This window comes from Halorubrum lacusprofundi ATCC 49239, assembly GCF_000022205.1.
In the GTDB taxonomy this organism is placed as follows: domain Archaea; phylum Halobacteriota; class Halobacteria; order Halobacteriales; family Haloferacaceae; genus Halorubrum; species Halorubrum lacusprofundi.
Genome location: NC_012028.1, coordinates 314,429 through 329,387, shown reverse-complemented (window position 1 = coordinate 329,387; position 14,959 = coordinate 314,429). Strand labels below are relative to the sequence as shown.

The 14,959-nt window shown below is 56.5% G+C and carries 12 protein-coding genes; 6 read left to right on the top strand and 6 right to left on the bottom strand.

The genetic code is table 11. The features are described 5' to 3' along the window. Positions 1 to 15 precede the first annotated feature (15 nt). From HLAC_RS15095 to HLAC_RS15080, 4 genes are all read left to right on the top strand, one after another. Complete coding sequence (locus tag HLAC_RS15095; protein WP_012659191.1) at positions 16 to 1,353, top strand: ISH6-like element ISHla10 family transposase; 1,338 nt, start codon at positions 16 to 18, stop codon at positions 1,351 to 1,353. A gap of 85 nt (positions 1,354 to 1,438) precedes the next feature. Beyond that, a complete protein-coding gene (locus tag HLAC_RS15090) occupies positions 1,439 to 2,605 on the top strand; it encodes an ISH3-like element ISHla1 family transposase (protein WP_009486633.1) in 1,167 nt (388 codons plus the stop codon). A gap of 462 nt (positions 2,606 to 3,067) precedes the next feature. Then, on the top strand, positions 3,068 to 3,391 hold the full coding sequence (locus HLAC_RS18055; RefSeq protein WP_014053534.1) for a hypothetical protein: 324 nt from the start codon (positions 3,068 to 3,070) through the stop codon (positions 3,389 to 3,391). Positions 3,392 to 4,531: 1,140 nt separating this feature from the next. Continuing rightward, complete coding sequence (locus HLAC_RS15080; protein ID WP_014053535.1) at positions 4,532 to 5,356, top strand: IS5-like element ISHla3 family transposase; 825 nt, start codon at positions 4,532 to 4,534, stop codon at positions 5,354 to 5,356. Positions 5,357 to 5,806: 450 nt separating this feature from the next. Here HLAC_RS15080 and HLAC_RS18045 read toward each other — a convergent pair whose 3' ends face one another. Beyond that, positions 5,807 to 6,313: a hypothetical protein gene (locus HLAC_RS18045; protein WP_009762300.1), complete on the bottom strand. Its 507-nt coding sequence runs from the start codon at positions 6,311 to 6,313 to the stop codon at positions 5,807 to 5,809. A gap of 274 nt (positions 6,314 to 6,587) precedes the next feature. On the opposite strand from HLAC_RS18045, the gene HLAC_RS15075 reads away from it, so the two are divergent. Together HLAC_RS15075 and HLAC_RS15070 are read left to right on the top strand one after the other, a co-directional pair. Next, a complete protein-coding gene (locus HLAC_RS15075) occupies positions 6,588 to 8,342 on the top strand; it encodes a hypothetical protein (protein WP_014053537.1) in 1,755 nt (584 codons plus the stop codon). Positions 8,343 to 8,564: 222 nt separating this feature from the next. Beyond that, entirely contained in the window at positions 8,565 to 8,840 is a 276-nt protein-coding gene (locus HLAC_RS15070) for an MFS transporter (RefSeq protein ID WP_232230972.1), read from the top strand. Positions 8,841 to 9,152: 312 nt separating this feature from the next. On the opposite strand, the gene HLAC_RS15065 is transcribed toward HLAC_RS15070, so the two are convergent. From HLAC_RS15065 to HLAC_RS15045, 5 genes are all read right to left on the bottom strand, one after another. Continuing rightward, complete coding sequence (locus HLAC_RS15065; protein ID WP_009762303.1) at positions 9,153 to 9,674, bottom strand: Lrp/AsnC family transcriptional regulator; 522 nt, start codon at positions 9,672 to 9,674, stop codon at positions 9,153 to 9,155. Between the two features lie 122 nt (positions 9,675 to 9,796). Next, positions 9,797 to 10,486 (bottom strand): 7-cyano-7-deazaguanine synthase QueC, encoded by a 690-nt coding sequence (gene queC, locus HLAC_RS15060; protein ID WP_009762304.1) that lies wholly within the window; start codon positions 10,484 to 10,486, stop codon positions 9,797 to 9,799. Positions 10,487 to 10,598: 112 nt separating this feature from the next. Beyond that, positions 10,599 to 11,375 (bottom strand): 7-carboxy-7-deazaguanine synthase QueE, encoded by a 777-nt coding sequence (locus HLAC_RS15055; RefSeq protein WP_009762305.1) that lies wholly within the window; start codon positions 11,373 to 11,375, stop codon positions 10,599 to 10,601. Continuing rightward, complete coding sequence (locus HLAC_RS15050) at positions 11,375 to 11,836, bottom strand: 6-pyruvoyl trahydropterin synthase family protein (protein WP_009762306.1); 462 nt, start codon at positions 11,834 to 11,836, stop codon at positions 11,375 to 11,377. The genes HLAC_RS15055 and HLAC_RS15050 overlap by 1 nt, the downstream gene beginning before the upstream one ends. A gap of 506 nt (positions 11,837 to 12,342) precedes the next feature. After that, complete coding sequence (locus HLAC_RS15045; protein WP_009762307.1) at positions 12,343 to 14,676, bottom strand: heavy metal translocating P-type ATPase; 2,334 nt, start codon at positions 14,674 to 14,676, stop codon at positions 12,343 to 12,345. Positions 14,677 to 14,959: the final 283 nt, after the last annotated feature.

Sequence of the window (14,959 nt, the reverse complement as noted above, 5' to 3'; positions counted from 1 at the left end):
AAACCGAGGTACCCCATGCACGCCACAATCGACGTGCGGTTCGAACTGAGTATCGACGACGACAAAACGCTACCGCTCGCCACGCTTGCCGAGGCCGTCACTGACCAGAACCTCGAAGCAGTCCTTCTCGAATCGCTGGTCGAGAGCCTCGACGCCGCCAGCGTCGAGGCGCTCTGTGGTGAGAAACACGCACATGGCAACGGTGACCAGCGCTTCCAACGCGCCGGCACCGACACCCGCACAGCTGTCACAACTGCCGGAGAACACGAGTTCTCTCTCCACTACGTCGAAGATACAGCCGCTTCCCCAGACGAATCCAGCTACTTCCGGCCCGTCGAAGACGTTCTCGACTTCGACGGGCAGAACCGCTATCAGCAGGACATCGCCGCCAAAAGCGTCGATCTCGCTACCTCGCTCAGCTATCGAGACGCTGCCAATCACGGCGACAGCTTCGTCTCGATGCCGTCGCCGACCACCATCAACCGCCGTGCCAAGAAATACGGCCACAAGCTCAAACAGTTCCTTCCAGACTGTGTCGCTGGCACAGACGCTGACGCCGTCATTCCTGACGGGACAAAGTGCCACAGCCAAGACGACGACCGCTCGTCCCACTCCGTCCAAGCAACGCTCGGCGAAGACACCGCCGAAGAGTCACGCTCCCTGCTGGATCTGTCGGTCAACGCTGACTGGGACGAAACTGCCGCCGAACTCGATGATATCGGCGCAGTCACTGACGACGCGACGGTCGTCAGTGACGCTGATAGCGGCATCGTCACAGCCTTTACCGACGAAAACCGTGACCACCAGCTCGATCTCGTCCACGTCGGCCGAACGCTGGGTTACACCCTCTGGGACGATGGCGTCTTCTCCTTGGACCGTCGGAAGGAGATCGTTTCGGAGGTGATCGACGAGGTGTTCCATCTGAAGAACTCTGTGGCGAAGCATCGTCCAGCGGAGGAGTTCGCGGCGATCCGCTCGCGGATCGCGCGAACGAGAGAGCGATTAGAGAAGACAGCGTGGCAACTGGAGCAGTTCGGGTCAGCAAAGGCTGCAGGGTATCTTCGGCGGTGGCTGCCGTCGATTGTGACGTTCGCCGAGCACGCTGTCGAGGGGTTCGAGGTTCCGTGGACCTCGAACCCCGTCGAACGACTGATGGGCGAGGTCAGCAAGCGGTGCAAGAACCAGTGGATGCGCTGGACAGCAGAGGGATTGGAAGCGATACTCCAACTTCGGTTGGTGAAGTACGCCGACCCCGAGTACTACCAAGCGTTCCTCGACGAACTGCTCCAACGTTCGACCAAAACAGCAATCAACTGTGACCTCTCAATTGAGAGTACCAGCGGCAAAGTCTAGACCGCTTTGCAACACGACCGAAGATCTGGACGCAGTCTCAGTACTTCACAAAGCCGCTTAGTTAGAACGTCTGCTTGCTGAAGGTGTGTCTAAAACCAAACAAGCAGACGGTGAGATCCACGAGGACCAGCTTCTTAACTTTCTCGTCAACCGCCTTGACGAGGAAGTTTCGCTCTCGTTAGCCAATAACGCTGAAATCACTGCTGAAGACATCTATGAGGTCCTCGTCGGCGCTTGCGCCGACGGGACCTCTGTCTCTACGCTCTGTGCGTCGAGCCAGAACTCACCCGCTGGGAACACGGTCCTCTACCATCTTCGGACGAAGTTCGAGCCGGAACGGCTCGAACGAGTCGCTAACACGCTCCTGCGAAAGGATCTCGATGAATTGCTCCCCGAACAGGTGGAGGTCTGCGCAGACCTCCACCTGCGGCCCTACTACGGTGACGAAGACGACACAGACGGCCTCTATCACTCGGTAGCGAAGCGTGGAACCACTGCGTTCCACGCCTATGCCACACTCTACGCGCGTGTGAAGAACAAACGCTACACGCTGGCGGTACGCCGTCTCAAAGACGGCGATACCGCAAGTAGTGTCCTCGCTGAGTTCTTCGGTGTCCTCGACGGCCTTGACGCCGGGGTCAAGGCCGTCTACCTTGATCGCGGATTCTACGACAGTAAGTGTCTCACGCTGCTTCAGGCGCACAATTACGCGTACGTGATCCCGATCATCCGGTGGGGTGAGGCGATTCAGCAAGAGCTCTCGGAAGGATGGAGTCGCGTCATTCAGCATGATCTGACGGGGAAACTCGACGGTCACAGCTGGACCGTCGATTTTCCCGTCTACATCGACTGTACGTACCTAAATGGGAAGTATGACGAGAACGGTGTGGCGCGTCACGGCTACGCCGCTGACGCGCCGTTCATCGACTCACCACGGGACGCTCGATACCACTACTCGAAACGCTTCGGTATCGAGTCAAGCTATCGCTTGTTTGAGCAAGCGATAGCGACAACGACAACACGAGATCCAACGGTACGGCTGCTGTACGTGGTGGTGAGTCTCCTCTTACAGAACGTCTGGCGGTACCTTCACTACGAGTATGTGGCGACGCCCCGCCGAGGCGGGCGTCGCCTCTGGTGGTGGCCGTACAAGGAGTTCGTCAATATGATTCGACGAGCTGCGTGGACGGCCCTCGCGGTGCGTCGGGCCGTCCCCGCGAATCGGCCACCTGACGACCGATTCCACCGCTAACCACCGACCGAGCAAGCCAGCGGAGTGAGTGGCGACGCTGTCGCGTCGGCGGCTGACCGCCGCCGACAGCGACAGCTCTCCGTCGATCCGTCCGTAATTCTCTCGTCGAGACCGTCAGTACAACCGCTTCGACACAGAACTCAGGCCGCAGAAACAGCTAGCCGAGGATGCTTTGTGAGGTACTGAGTCTGGGTCGGTGAGGAGACGGCTGAGGGTTGCGCACGGTTTGGCCTCCCTGACGTGGATCCGACTGCCGCAGTCGACACTGTTATCAACACAGTAGATGACACCGCTAAAGATGTGGTCAGAGATCTAGGTCAAGATCCTAACAGAGGGACTGGGCAGGTACTCTACGCCTTCTTGCTCGTCATCATTGGCCTTATCATCGTCTTCGACGGTTTCCCATTCCCGGCCTAATCACATCAACTATATCACTTCGGCCTCAATCTATAGCATGTCAATATGATTAAAACGCCACATCCATTGAAGCTCGGGGGCCTTGCCATCGCAGCAGTCATATTAGTGGTTTTGTTACTTGGTACGGAGTCGTGGCCGATGCGGGTGGCGCTACTAGCACTCGGTGCCGTCGGTGCTTTGACCGCGGTTGATCTGCCGTTCCCACAGTATCATTTGCTTGGGGCCCTATCTGTCACGGTGTTTGGAACGGCAGCAGCCAGTTATGTGACCGGCGGATTCAGGCGTAGTGTCGTTTCGTTTAGCCTTATGGGGACTGTCATTGCGATTACTTATATTTTTGTTTACCGGAAACAGACCCATGCCGGATGATCGTCAATCCCGAATATCTCGGTGGTGGTACAGTGTCGCTGTCCCAATAGTGACCTTGGGCCTGACGTGGATGGCGTGGGCAACGCTACACCTAGTGAGCGAGGTCCGTGACACACCATCTGCGCTGGTCCCGGCGAATCAGCTACTCACAGGTCCGTTTCTTGCCTCGTTGACTGTTACAGTCGCATTCATAATCGCGGTGGTACTGTTGGTTCCGTTGTTCTCGGTGAGCCTGTGGCTTGACATCAGGGCAGTTCGACGGAGAGACTGTAACTGGTCTCCTAATCGGATTGTTTACGGTGGGGTTGCGCTCTTACATTTGGTTTCGATTGGCGTCCCAACGGCCCAGTTGCTGACGGTACCCGCAGGTATTTGGTACATATACACACGTTACAGGCGCATCGGCCTTCGTTGAAATAAATACAAACGCTCGGCTCTGTTGAAATACTTTTTCTCAGACATATACTTGCCTGAAACGGCTGGTCGATGAGACCTGCGTATTGACCATTCAGAATTCTACCAGCTCAGAGGGATGTTTCGATAACCGTGCGAGATACAGGGCGCAAATCGGGTACCGACTACTCTACACATCGATGTCCTGTGTGTCTGGATGATTAACATACTCCTCCAACTCAGAGGAGAGTGAGGAGGACGGTTCAGTGGAGAGTGCGTCCCGCACACGTTGCCACTCTTCATGACGGCACAAGACGTACACAGGAATCTCCTCTAGTTCGAGAATTGACGCAATTGCGAATCGATGGTATCCCTCTAGCCAGTATATCTCACCGGTTCGAGAGATAGCAACAAGTGGATCTAAATGATTCGCATACGCATCTTCGAATTTGTTATCCTCGGTCGCCATTTCGTGGTAAGCGGCTGCGTTCGAGCGGTAACCGTCATCACGTATCGATTTGAAGAGATTATCCAGATACGCACACCGGACCCTCACATACTCTGATGGGCTTTCATACCCTCGCACCGTCTCACGCTGCTCAAATTGCTCCGCTACGTACTGAAAGAGAGTTGTATCTTCCCATGCGTAGCTTTCTTGAAACCTCTCTCTGATGCTGTGTTGAATAGCGATCTAATCAGCTGTTATCACGGGGCAGAAGGACGAAGCCGAGGAAATCGATTCTGTCCATGGAAGTCGATCTCCTCGACTTCGTTGAGCAGTGTCGTCGCCTAGTCAAACAAGCGTTGGGAAAGCACGCGGGCGAGCCCGCCAGCGGCGGGTTCGCCCGCTGGAAACACGTTGTGCTACACTGTCTTCGGCTCGAAGACGGCCACAGCTACCGAGAAACGCCGAATCGGCTGAAGTATATGGCCGAGATTCGTGACGCACTCGGCTTAGATCCAGACGATCTCCCAGACTACAGCACGATCTACAAGTCGTTTGATCGGCTGAAAATGTGGGTATGGCGGGCGCTGCTGCGCGTTTCCGCGCAGCAGCACCCGCAGTCCGAACACGCTGCGCTCGACAGCACGTTCTTCGACCGGCGACGTGCGTCATCGTACTTTCGTCAGCGGGCAGGACGAACGATACAGACGCTAAAAGTGACGACATTGACTGATGTGGAATCGCTGGCTGTTCTTGACGTGCACATTGCAGCTCGGTGGAAGCACGACACGAAGACGGGACCGCAGGTCGTCCGCCGAAACGCGGACGACCTGCAGTCGGTTGCCGCCGACAACGGCTTCCAAGACTGGCACACCGAGTACGAGATCGCCGCACACGACATCGATTACCTCGTTCATTATCGCGGCTCGTCAGCGAACGCAGCCGCGAAAAACGCTCTCAACCGGGCAAAAGGTTACTCTCAGCGGTGGATGGCCGAAACATCGTATTCGACAACGAAGCGCTCGCTCGGCGACGCCGTGCGAGCGCTGGGCTGGTATCGACAGTTCCGTGAAATCGTCTTGATGTTCGCCATCACCAACATAGAACCACTGTGTGAACCGCTGTAACCGTGACTCAGCACCTATTCAACACAGCACTCTCTGAGCCCTTGATAAATAACGGTGTCTCGGATGTGTGAGCAGTTGCTCGTGTCGTCCCACTCTCCACCTTCCACCCGACCGAGTCCCCAGTTTAGTTGAAGATTCGGATGGTACCAGTCCACTACTGCTGGACTCACCGAGAGAAGCCTCCACGGGGAGGCCGGAGCCTCGTAAGAACGCTGATTTGCGTGTTGGTGCCACGCAGTGTAGTAGCGAAACTGTTCAAGATCCATGTCTATAACTGTATTCAGACGGGGGATATTTGCTTTGACAGATACTCCCGACTGGGAGACACCTCACGCAGTCTGAGCGATTCGTGAGTCCCCTGTATTGACCGAAGCCACCTCAAGTCGTGTCACCTGCTGAATATTTCAACAAATCCACTACCCCAAAGGTCCACTAACAGTTCAAGCAGGATTAGAAACGGTCGTGATCAATTCGGCGGAAAAGATCTTGTATCTTGGCCGGAAACTCTGTTGGATGTACCCGATTGCCAGCTCGCATATCTTCAGCATACGCTTCAATTGACTCTGGATCATCAACCCAGTCCAAGAAATCACCCTTCCGGTCTTCGTATTCACGTCTAGCGGTGATGAGTCGCTCGTGGCTCTCTGTCACTCCGAGATGGCGCATCCGCTGTCGGAGGTAGTGGCCCAACGTTGTAAGAGTCCACACACGGCGGACGGAGTCATCTCGGTATGCTTGGTCAGGAACAATCAGCCTGAGATGGACGGCTTCGTCACGGCGATCATTCAGATACCCACGGCTGACATCGAGTAAATCGTCGATTTCGTCGAATCGATACCCTTCACCATCAAGAAGAGAGATCAACTCAACTGCGCCCTTCTTCTCAAAAAATTCCGACAGTTCATCGTAATTCACATCCTCTAAATTAGGCGCTGTATCGGGGATATCATCTGGCATTACATACTGCTCTGTGATGCAGCGCTATTCACCTTGTACATTAGTTCAAATTATACTGGCATTCAAAGCATACTCAAATATTCTATGTATCTCTGTTTGGGACGAACGGTAGTATTCAAATTTTGTATTTAACTCTCCGTATCAAAGGTTATTTCGAAAACTTCGGAAACGACACGCTAGCAGTTAAGTTCAAAATGAATCTACTATCGATACTAATGTCCTCACTCAACTGGGCTGTTGACAGCTCATCTTTGTCGATCGACGGTGAGAGCCGATGAGCAATGAGAGCAGTCGGGTTCAAAGTGGGCTGACAAAGCAAGTTGATGATGTCCTTACTGCAGATACTGACTGGATCACACTTGCGAACGAACTGGACGTGAGCCGCTATACGCTACGGGACGCACACCCAGAGTGGAGTTCGTCGCTTCCGTTTCGGCCAATGTTTCTGGCGTATCTGTGGGCAACTGTCGAGCGTGAATCTCTGTCAGGAATCCCAGAACGCCTCTCTGACCGACCGGAACTCGCCCGTGCATTTGGGTTTGAGATGGATGATCTCCCCTCAGAAAGTAGCTGTAAACCAGTCCGGCTTGAAAGCCGATTCAGAAAGTTACAGACGGTCGTCGAATCAGGTGCTGAAGAGATCCGCCTGCTCGCGGCTGAACGAGGCGCACCAATCGGGAATGATCTTCTCAAAACAGCGGACGACGAAGACAAACAGTCGCTGTCAAATCGAACCGTCCAACGCTTGCTACGGAAGAAGGGGCATCAGGTGCTTGATGAGTTGAAGTCGGTAGCCATCCCTTCAATCTCACTCTCTCGCCCGGATGACGCGATCTACGACGACGATGAGTTACTCGTCTTAGAAGCAATCGCGTCGATCAAACAGAAGGCAGCACACGATTCGGGCCAGAAGCTGGGTGACATGAAAAATCCAGACCCAGATATTGATGACCCGTTCTACGAGGACGGCCCATCTGGTGAGACGCTGTTGGAAGCCCTCAAGCAGATGTCTATCGAGGAGATTGCGACTGTACTGAATTTCGCTCTCCGGAAAACCTACACACGCGCGAAACCCCGAATCAGGGAGCTCGAACACGGGAACGGCTCACGGTTTGGGACTCGTGCGAAAGTCGCTCTGGATATGACGTACGTTGCCTACTATGGCGATCGCGACGAGATGGAATGGGTACAGGGCGCACCTGAAGGAAAAGAGTACAGTTGGTGTCACAAGTTTGCGACGGTCGTGATCGTCGGCGAGAACACCCACTACGTCGTTGGGGTGTGTCCGCTCGGGAGTACGGATTACGCTGCGACGGACGCCTATCCCGGCAAGGATAGTTCCTACTACGTTGGGGATGTTGCACGACAACTTCTCTCGATCGCCGAAGACTATGTCGACATCAGGATGGTGTATGCCGATCGTGAATTTCACGCTGTAGATGTCCTTCAGACGCTTATTAACAAGCGGTTGGATTACGTAATCCCTGCCAAGAAAGATCAACATCGGATTGGACCGATGTGTGACCGGTTTGACCAAGTGAAGCAGGGGTATCACGAACCGAATGACACCCCGCTGTATGTCGAGGAGGATTTCGTCATGCACGGTGTAGTGAAGGATGGCGTCTCAAACCACACGGTACATACGACCGTTGCCGTGTTACCCCCAGCGGAAGATGATGATGTCCATGAAGAGGGATCGCCACAGCCGTTTATCACCAGTCTCGATGTGAGTGATGAGGTCGCACTCGATCGGCGCTGGGCGAAACAGCAGATCGAACAGTACAGTGACCGCGGAGCGATCGAGAACTCGTACTCGTCGATCAAGAACGCAGCAGCGTGGACTACCTCGAAGGAGTTTGGAGTACGGTGGTTTCATTTCGCCTTCGGGTGTGTGGTCTACAATATGTGGCTGTTAGTCGATTTCCTCACACAAGAGCGCATTGGGGTCATTGAAACCCGGAAGAAGCCCAGAATCACACTCAGTCGGTTCCTTGATTGGCTGGACAAAGAGCTGATCACACTCATTTAGAGCTCGATCTGGGCTAGCCCTTCGCGAGAGGCATCACTCTTTGCTGAGATAGATTTCTACCGATAAGTGTGTTTACTATAATAATTCTGTCTGTATGATAGCTATTAGAGCGTAATCGCGGCTATTTCTATCGGGTACTGGTCCGAATAGAGTCGATCCCGTGAACGTTTTGACCGGCATTCGCAACTCCACTTCTTCACGGCCATGTTCGTCAATGGCGGTGTGTCACTCGCGTTCACCGTCGGGCGTCAGCGACACCCCGACGAGGTGAGCGGAACGGTGAGCGGGACAATAAACAGCGTCGGCTACTTCGGGGCTGCCGTCGTGCCCGCAGTAATGGGTATGGTGCTCGATGTCTTCTGGACCGGGAAGATCGTCGACGGCACGCCCGTGTACTCCTTTACAGGCTATCGTGTTGCGTTCGGTATCGCCACAGTTGCCGGCTTCGCGGCCCTCGCGTGTGCACTCTGGATTCACCAGACTCGACGGCCAAGATAGCGTTGTGCGACCAGCGTACCGACTCGTGAGCATCAAGAGACCACACGCGATCCCGTACCGACGAACACCGCCGTTTTCAGCGTGCGTCCACGGCGACCCGAGCGGTGCTGGTACTGCCTCCATGCCGCTTCCCGGTCGAGTAACATGACACCGATGGCAGCACCACGGACCGCAGGCCGTCGCAGACTCTCAACACAACCCACATCACATTGACACGGAGACGCCCTCAAACGACCGGTCCAGCACTTCCGCTTCGTCGCCAGTGTATAATCGGCTCTACCCTTCCGCCTTCTCCGGATTGAACAGAGCAGATCACTCAATTTTTTCTACCGTCTCGTCGAGTCCGTGCGAGTTCAGTAACGTCTCTTCAGAGTAATCGCGCAATATCCCTACGCTCTCATCTGCCTTGATCGAACTGATCACAAACTTCGAACTCGTCCGTTGGATTCCGTCAACAGCCTCAAACTCCTCAACAAGCGTTTCAACCATATCACGAGACGGAAGCCGTGAAATAACAATGAAATCAGTATCCCCCATCATGAAATAAACTTCATTTACCCCCTCAATCTCGGCTAACGCCTTCCCAACCTCTTCCTGATACCCTTCTCCGAACTCGGCGAGCACTTCGGAAATAACCGTGAGACCCAATCCAGCCTTTTCGAAATCGATCTCAAATAAATCATTTTTGATCACCCCTCGGTCCTTCATATTCTTGATGCGGTAATGGACCGTCGATTTAGGGATATTCGTCTCCTCCTGTATGCGTTCCGGGCTGGTAGAGTCGTTCTCCGCGATCGAGCGTAGAATACGAACGTCCCGAGCATCAAGACTCATCTGAAACGCACCCCTGAACAGTTCCAACCACACATCGATCGGACACCAATCATACTTATCCCGTGTCGGTAGACGAATAAATATACTTGCCTCGGAAGACTAGACCCTTCGTGACCGGTAAATCACGAAAACTCCGGCCGCTCTGCGTACGCGATCGGATCGCGTGACCCAGCATTCCGGAACGCCTCAAGCCGGAACGCACACGCATCACACGTCCCACACGCTGGCTCCTCATCGCGGTAACACGACCACGTCATGTCGTACGGCACGTCAAGCTCCAACCCACGCTTCGCGATCTCCGTTTTCGACCACTCAACGAACGGCGCTTTCAACTCGATCGCTGTCTCCGGCTTCGTCCCGACATCAATGACGTTCTGAAACGCATCGAAAAAAGCCGGGCGACAGTCGGGATACCCGGAGAAGTCCTCGGAGTGCGCCCCGATAAACAGCGCCTCCGACTCAGTCGCCTCCGCGTACGAGGTCGCCATAGACAACAGATTCGCGTTCCGGAAGGGAACGTACGACGTCGGAATCTCGTCACTCTCCATATCGGCGTCAGCCACCTCCATCTCCTCATCCGTCAGGCTCGACGCCCCGATCTGAGAGAGATGCCCCGTCTCGATATGGAGAAAGTCAGCCGCATCGACCTCCTCGGCAAGCGCTTTCGCACACTCGTACTCCTTGTCTTCGGTGCGCTGTCCGTACGACGTGTGGAGGAAGTACGGCTCGTACCCCTGCTCGATCGCCTCGTACACCGCCGTCGCACTATCCATCCCGCCGGACACCAGAATCACCGCGCTTTTGTTGCTCATGATTGCTCAGTTGCGTCGAATCGATTTTCGCTCTGTACACCACGCCGACTGCGACGCTCCCATCGCGTTGGGAGTACCGCACTACCTCGACCAGACTGGCCCAGTACAACGCTCATGTTCCCGGGGCGTCGTTCCACAGGTCAACGTGGAGGCGCGGCGTGTACCGGTAGCCGTACTCCATCGCTAACTCGGCGACCTCACTTCGTGTTCCATCAAGTTGCTCCCGCGTCATTCCCTCCGGCATCAACAACACGTCATCATCGGCGACGGTCGTCGCCGTCGCTTCTCGCACCCGATCAACCAGGTCCGTGATCTGTGGGAGATCCGACGCATCTGTCACGACGAACTTCAGTTGCGTCTCGTAGTCGTCGACCATCTGGGACAGCGCATCCATATCGATCCGGTTCTGTTCGTGTTTCTCTTCCCACTCACCCTCCCCCTTCGGGTCACGGTCCGGTGTCGGCGTGCTGCTCGCCAGTTTCGGGCTGATACTCGCCAGATCGATCGGCGCGTCCCGGTAAATCGTCCCGTTCGTCTCCACCGTCGTATGATACCCGTCTGCAGCCAGTCGTTCCAAAAGTTCGATGGACTCCTCGTGGATAAGCGGCTCTCCGCCCGTGAGAACGACATGATTCGCCTGCTCGTGGGAGTGAACCTCCTCAATGATCGAGTCGACGTCGCGCCACGCCCCGGTCGGCTCCCACGACGTATGGTACGAGTCACAGAACCAACACCGCAGGTTACACCCAGACGTCCGCACAAACACGGAGGGCACACCAGCAAGCGTTCCCTCGCCCTGCAGCGAGTAGAACACCTCGTTGATCGGGAGCCCCTCACCAGCCGCGTCAACATCCGTTGCGGGCTCCTCGACATCGCTAGCGACCGGCATCAGTACGATGCACAGAGCTCGCCGGTTTCGCTCACCGACACCGATACGTCCGAGACGGTGTCCGGGAACGCGTCGAGCATTCGCTGTTCGAGGAGGACGCTCATCACCTCTGCCGTCGGTGGATGATCGAGGACGACGAGGGCATCGCTGTCGCCCGACGCTTCGAACGCGTCGACGAGCGGATCGCCTTCTTCGACGAGGAACCGGTGGTCCCACGCGTCGATGACGTCCGTGACGTCGCCTTTGTCGACGACCCACCCCTCCTCGGTGAGTTGGCCGGTCACTTCGACGGTGATCTCGTAGTTGTGCCCGTGTGGCCGTGAGCACTTCCCCTCGTGATGGAGGATTCGGTGGCCCGAGCTGATCCGAATCGGGTTGCCTGCTCCAATTTGGAGTGTTCGTTGGCCTGCTTCGGCCAGGTCTACTATCGTAGAATCATCTCTTGATATGCTTTGAGACATATCCGAAGAATATAGGGCGAGGATATAAGCATTGAGTTTCATCGGCTCTGTCGGATCCTACTCCTTCAGACCGGTTCGCAAGCAGAACAGTCGCTCAGCAACGAAGCCATATTGACCACCGAGTGTTCCACCAATTCAAAGAGGAGTTCCGATAGCCGTGCGAGATACAACGCGCGTATACAGCAACAAACGACAAGTCAATTCACGCGATACCATCGTTGAGGCGTTCGATTTCGGCCATAGACACTCTGCAGTCGAGCGCCTCGTCCTCTAACTTAACGCGACCGCGTCCAGCTGGCGAACATTGATACTCCAAACAGAATCACGAGTGCGACGGTCCATGCTGTCCACCCGAGCCAGAACGTCCAGTTGCGGGTGCCGTGGGGCCAGAACCGGCCTGACTGGCTCCGGATACGAACGAGAAGCCCACCGAGTAGTATCCCTCTGGACAGGAGTCCAAGCCCGAACAGCACTGTCGTAGTGACTGACATGGCTGAGATTGTGGGTTACGCAGGTACTGAGAGGTCGACGTTCCCCAGTCTGCGAGCGTTGATCGCGACGATGATCGTCGACAGCGACATGAACACGGCGCCGATCGCCGGCGACAGGAGGATGCCGATGGGAGCGAGGATTCCCGCCGCAAGCGGGAGCGCGAACACGTTGTAGCCGGTCGCCCAGACGAGGTTCTCCTGCATCTTCCGGTAGCTCGCCTTCGACAGTCGGATGAGCCGCACCACGTCCAGCGGGTTATTGTCGACGAGGATGATATCCCCCGACTCGATGGCGACATCGGTCCCCGAGCCGATGGCGATACCGACGTCTGCTCTCGTGAGCGCCGGTGCGTCGTTGACGCCGTCGCCGACCATCGCGACGAATTTTCCTTCGGACTGGAGTTGTTCGACCTTCGTGTCCTTCTCCTCGGGCAGGACCTCCGCGAAGTACTGGTCAATACCGAGTTCCTCTGAGACAGCCCTCGCGACATCCTCGGAGTCGCCGGTCAGCATCGCCACCTCGATGTCCATCGCGTGTAGCGCCTCGATAGCCTGCCGACTTTCGTCCCGGATAACGTCCGCGAGCGCGAATGCTGCGACGACTTCGGATTCGTCGTGAACCAGATAGATGACCGTCTCTGCGTTCGAACCGGCTTCCTCAGCGAAGGCAGCGATGCCGTCGGATCGTTCGATACCGAGTTTCTCAATCAGGTTCGGTCCACCGATATGAACCGTCTCACCGTCCACGGTGGCTCTGACGCCGAGACCGCGAAAGTTCTCGAAGTTCGAAACGCTCGCTCGCTGGACGTCTCGTTCCTCGGCGGCGTCCCGGATGGCGCGAGCGATCATGTGTTCGGAGTCACCCTCGACACCAGCGGCGACTTCGAACGCTCGCTCCTCACTCCAGTCGTCTGCCGTCTCGACGCCGACGACACCCTGCTCGCCCTTCGTGAGCGTCCCGGTCTTGTCGAATATCACCGTATCGAGGTTCCGGGCTTCCTCCATGGCAATCCGGTCGCGGATGAGCATCCCGTTCTGGGCAGCCGTCGAGGTGTTGATCGCGACCACGAGCGGAACTGCGAGTCCGAGCGCGTGCGGGCACGCGATGACGAGAACTGTGACTACGCGTTCGAGAACACCGATGTTGAACCCCGTGGCGACGACCCACGCGACGGCCGTAATCGCCGCGACGCCGAGTGCCACGTAGAACAGCCAGCCAGCTGCGCGGTCTGCGAGCAACTGGGTTCGAGATTTCGATTTCTGGGCTTCATCAACGAGCCGCATGATGCCCGCCAACGTCGTCTCCTCGCCCGTCTTCGTGATTTTGATGCGGAGACTTCCGTCTTGGTTGACCGTCCCGGCGACGACCTCCACTCCGGGCGCTTTGTCAACGGGACGGGACTCGCCCGTGATCATCGACTCGTCGACGGACGACTCGCCTTCGACGACTTCGCCGTCGGCAGGCACGCTCGTGCCCGGACGGACGAGTACGACATCGTTTTCGCCGAGTTCGGAAACGGGTACTTCCTCGGTATCCCCGCTCTCGGTGATACGCTCGGCGGTGTCAGGCATGAGTTTCGCCAGTTCGTCGAGCGCGCCGGAGGCCTGTCGGACCGACCGCATCTCCATCCAGTGGCCCAAGAGCATGATGTCGATCAGCGTAACGAGTTCCCAGAAGAACGGCGTCGTCCCCTCGAGGAACAAACTGCCGATGGAGTAGACGAACGAGACGGTGATCGCCAGCGAGATGAGCATCATCATCCCCGGCTCGCGGTTCTCGAGTTCCGTCCGGGCCATCGAGAGGAACGGCACGCCACCGTACGCGAAGATGATCACCGAAAGAACCGGCGTGATCCAGACGCTTCCGGGGAACGTCGGCGCTGTGTAGCCGAAGACATCCTGAATGAACTCGCTGAAGAAGATGACTGGCACCGAGAGCGCGAGCGATACCCAGAACCGCCGCCGGAACATCCGCTCGTGACCCGAGTGATCGGTGTGGGCCCCGTGATCTTCGTGCTCTCCCTCGTGAACGTCCGCGCCGTGGTCGTGGTCGTGTTCGTCCCCCCCAGTATGGGCGTGGGTAGCCTCGGCGTGGCTGTGTCCGGACTCGACTTCGTGATCGTGGTGTGAGTGTTCGTCGGTGCCTCCGGGTTCCGTGGTGGTCTCGTCCGTCCGGTCGTGGTTCGCGTGCTCGGAGGAGTGGGGAGGCTCCGTGGCGGATGAGGAATCTGGCGCTCGCCTCCCTCCATTTGCTTCTAACTGGCAGATACGGCAGCAGTAGACGGGCCCCCCGGAATCAGTTTCCGACGAAGAGTCCCGGATACGCTCGTGGTCTGGATGCTTGCTCATAGATTGTGTGTTGGTACCGCACCTCATTATTCTATTCGGAGCCTGATACTGTGCGGGACGATCAGGGCAAGCGGACTCGGAAGAGAACGACGGGGCGGTCGTCCGCGAACGTTCTGGGTGCTCTCAGGCGTGGGCGGTGTATCCAGCCTCTTCGACGATCTGTTCACAATGGCTGCAGGTCATTCCCTCGACGCTGATCGTGTGACTCATGCCAGTGAGAGATACGGACGGCTCCTCTTTGTCGTTTGCTGCTTCGATACTGCTGTTCGAACGGCCATGAAAC

Bases quoted from the DNA above. Each gene is read 5' to 3' on its own strand.
- HLAC_RS15080 (WP_014053535.1), top strand. From the start codon at position 4,532: ATGGAAGTCGATCTCCTCGACTTCGTTGAGCAGTGTCGTCGCCTAGTC.
- HLAC_RS15065 (WP_009762303.1), bottom strand. From the start codon at position 9,674: ATGAGTCTTGATGCTCGGGACGTTCGTATTCTACGCTCGATCGCGGAG.
- HLAC_RS15075 (WP_014053537.1), top strand. From the start codon at position 6,588: ATGAGCAATGAGAGCAGTCGGGTTCAAAGTGGGCTGACAAAGCAAGTT.
- queC (WP_009762304.1), bottom strand. From the start codon at position 10,486: ATGAGCAACAAAAGCGCGGTGATTCTGGTGTCCGGCGGGATGGATAGT.
- HLAC_RS15055 (WP_009762305.1), bottom strand. From the start codon at position 11,375: ATGCCGGTCGCTAGCGATGTCGAGGAGCCCGCAACGGATGTTGACGCG.
- HLAC_RS18045 (WP_009762300.1), bottom strand. From the start codon at position 6,313: ATGCCAGATGATATCCCCGATACAGCGCCTAATTTAGAGGATGTGAAT.
- HLAC_RS18055 (WP_014053534.1), top strand. From the start codon at position 3,068: ATGATTAAAACGCCACATCCATTGAAGCTCGGGGGCCTTGCCATCGCA.
- HLAC_RS15095 (WP_012659191.1), top strand. From the start codon at position 16: ATGCACGCCACAATCGACGTGCGGTTCGAACTGAGTATCGACGACGAC.
- HLAC_RS15045 (WP_009762307.1), bottom strand. From the start codon at position 14,676: ATGAGCAAGCATCCAGACCACGAGCGTATCCGGGACTCTTCGTCGGAA.
- HLAC_RS15050 (WP_009762306.1), bottom strand. From the start codon at position 11,836: ATGTCTCAAAGCATATCAAGAGATGATTCTACGATAGTAGACCTGGCC.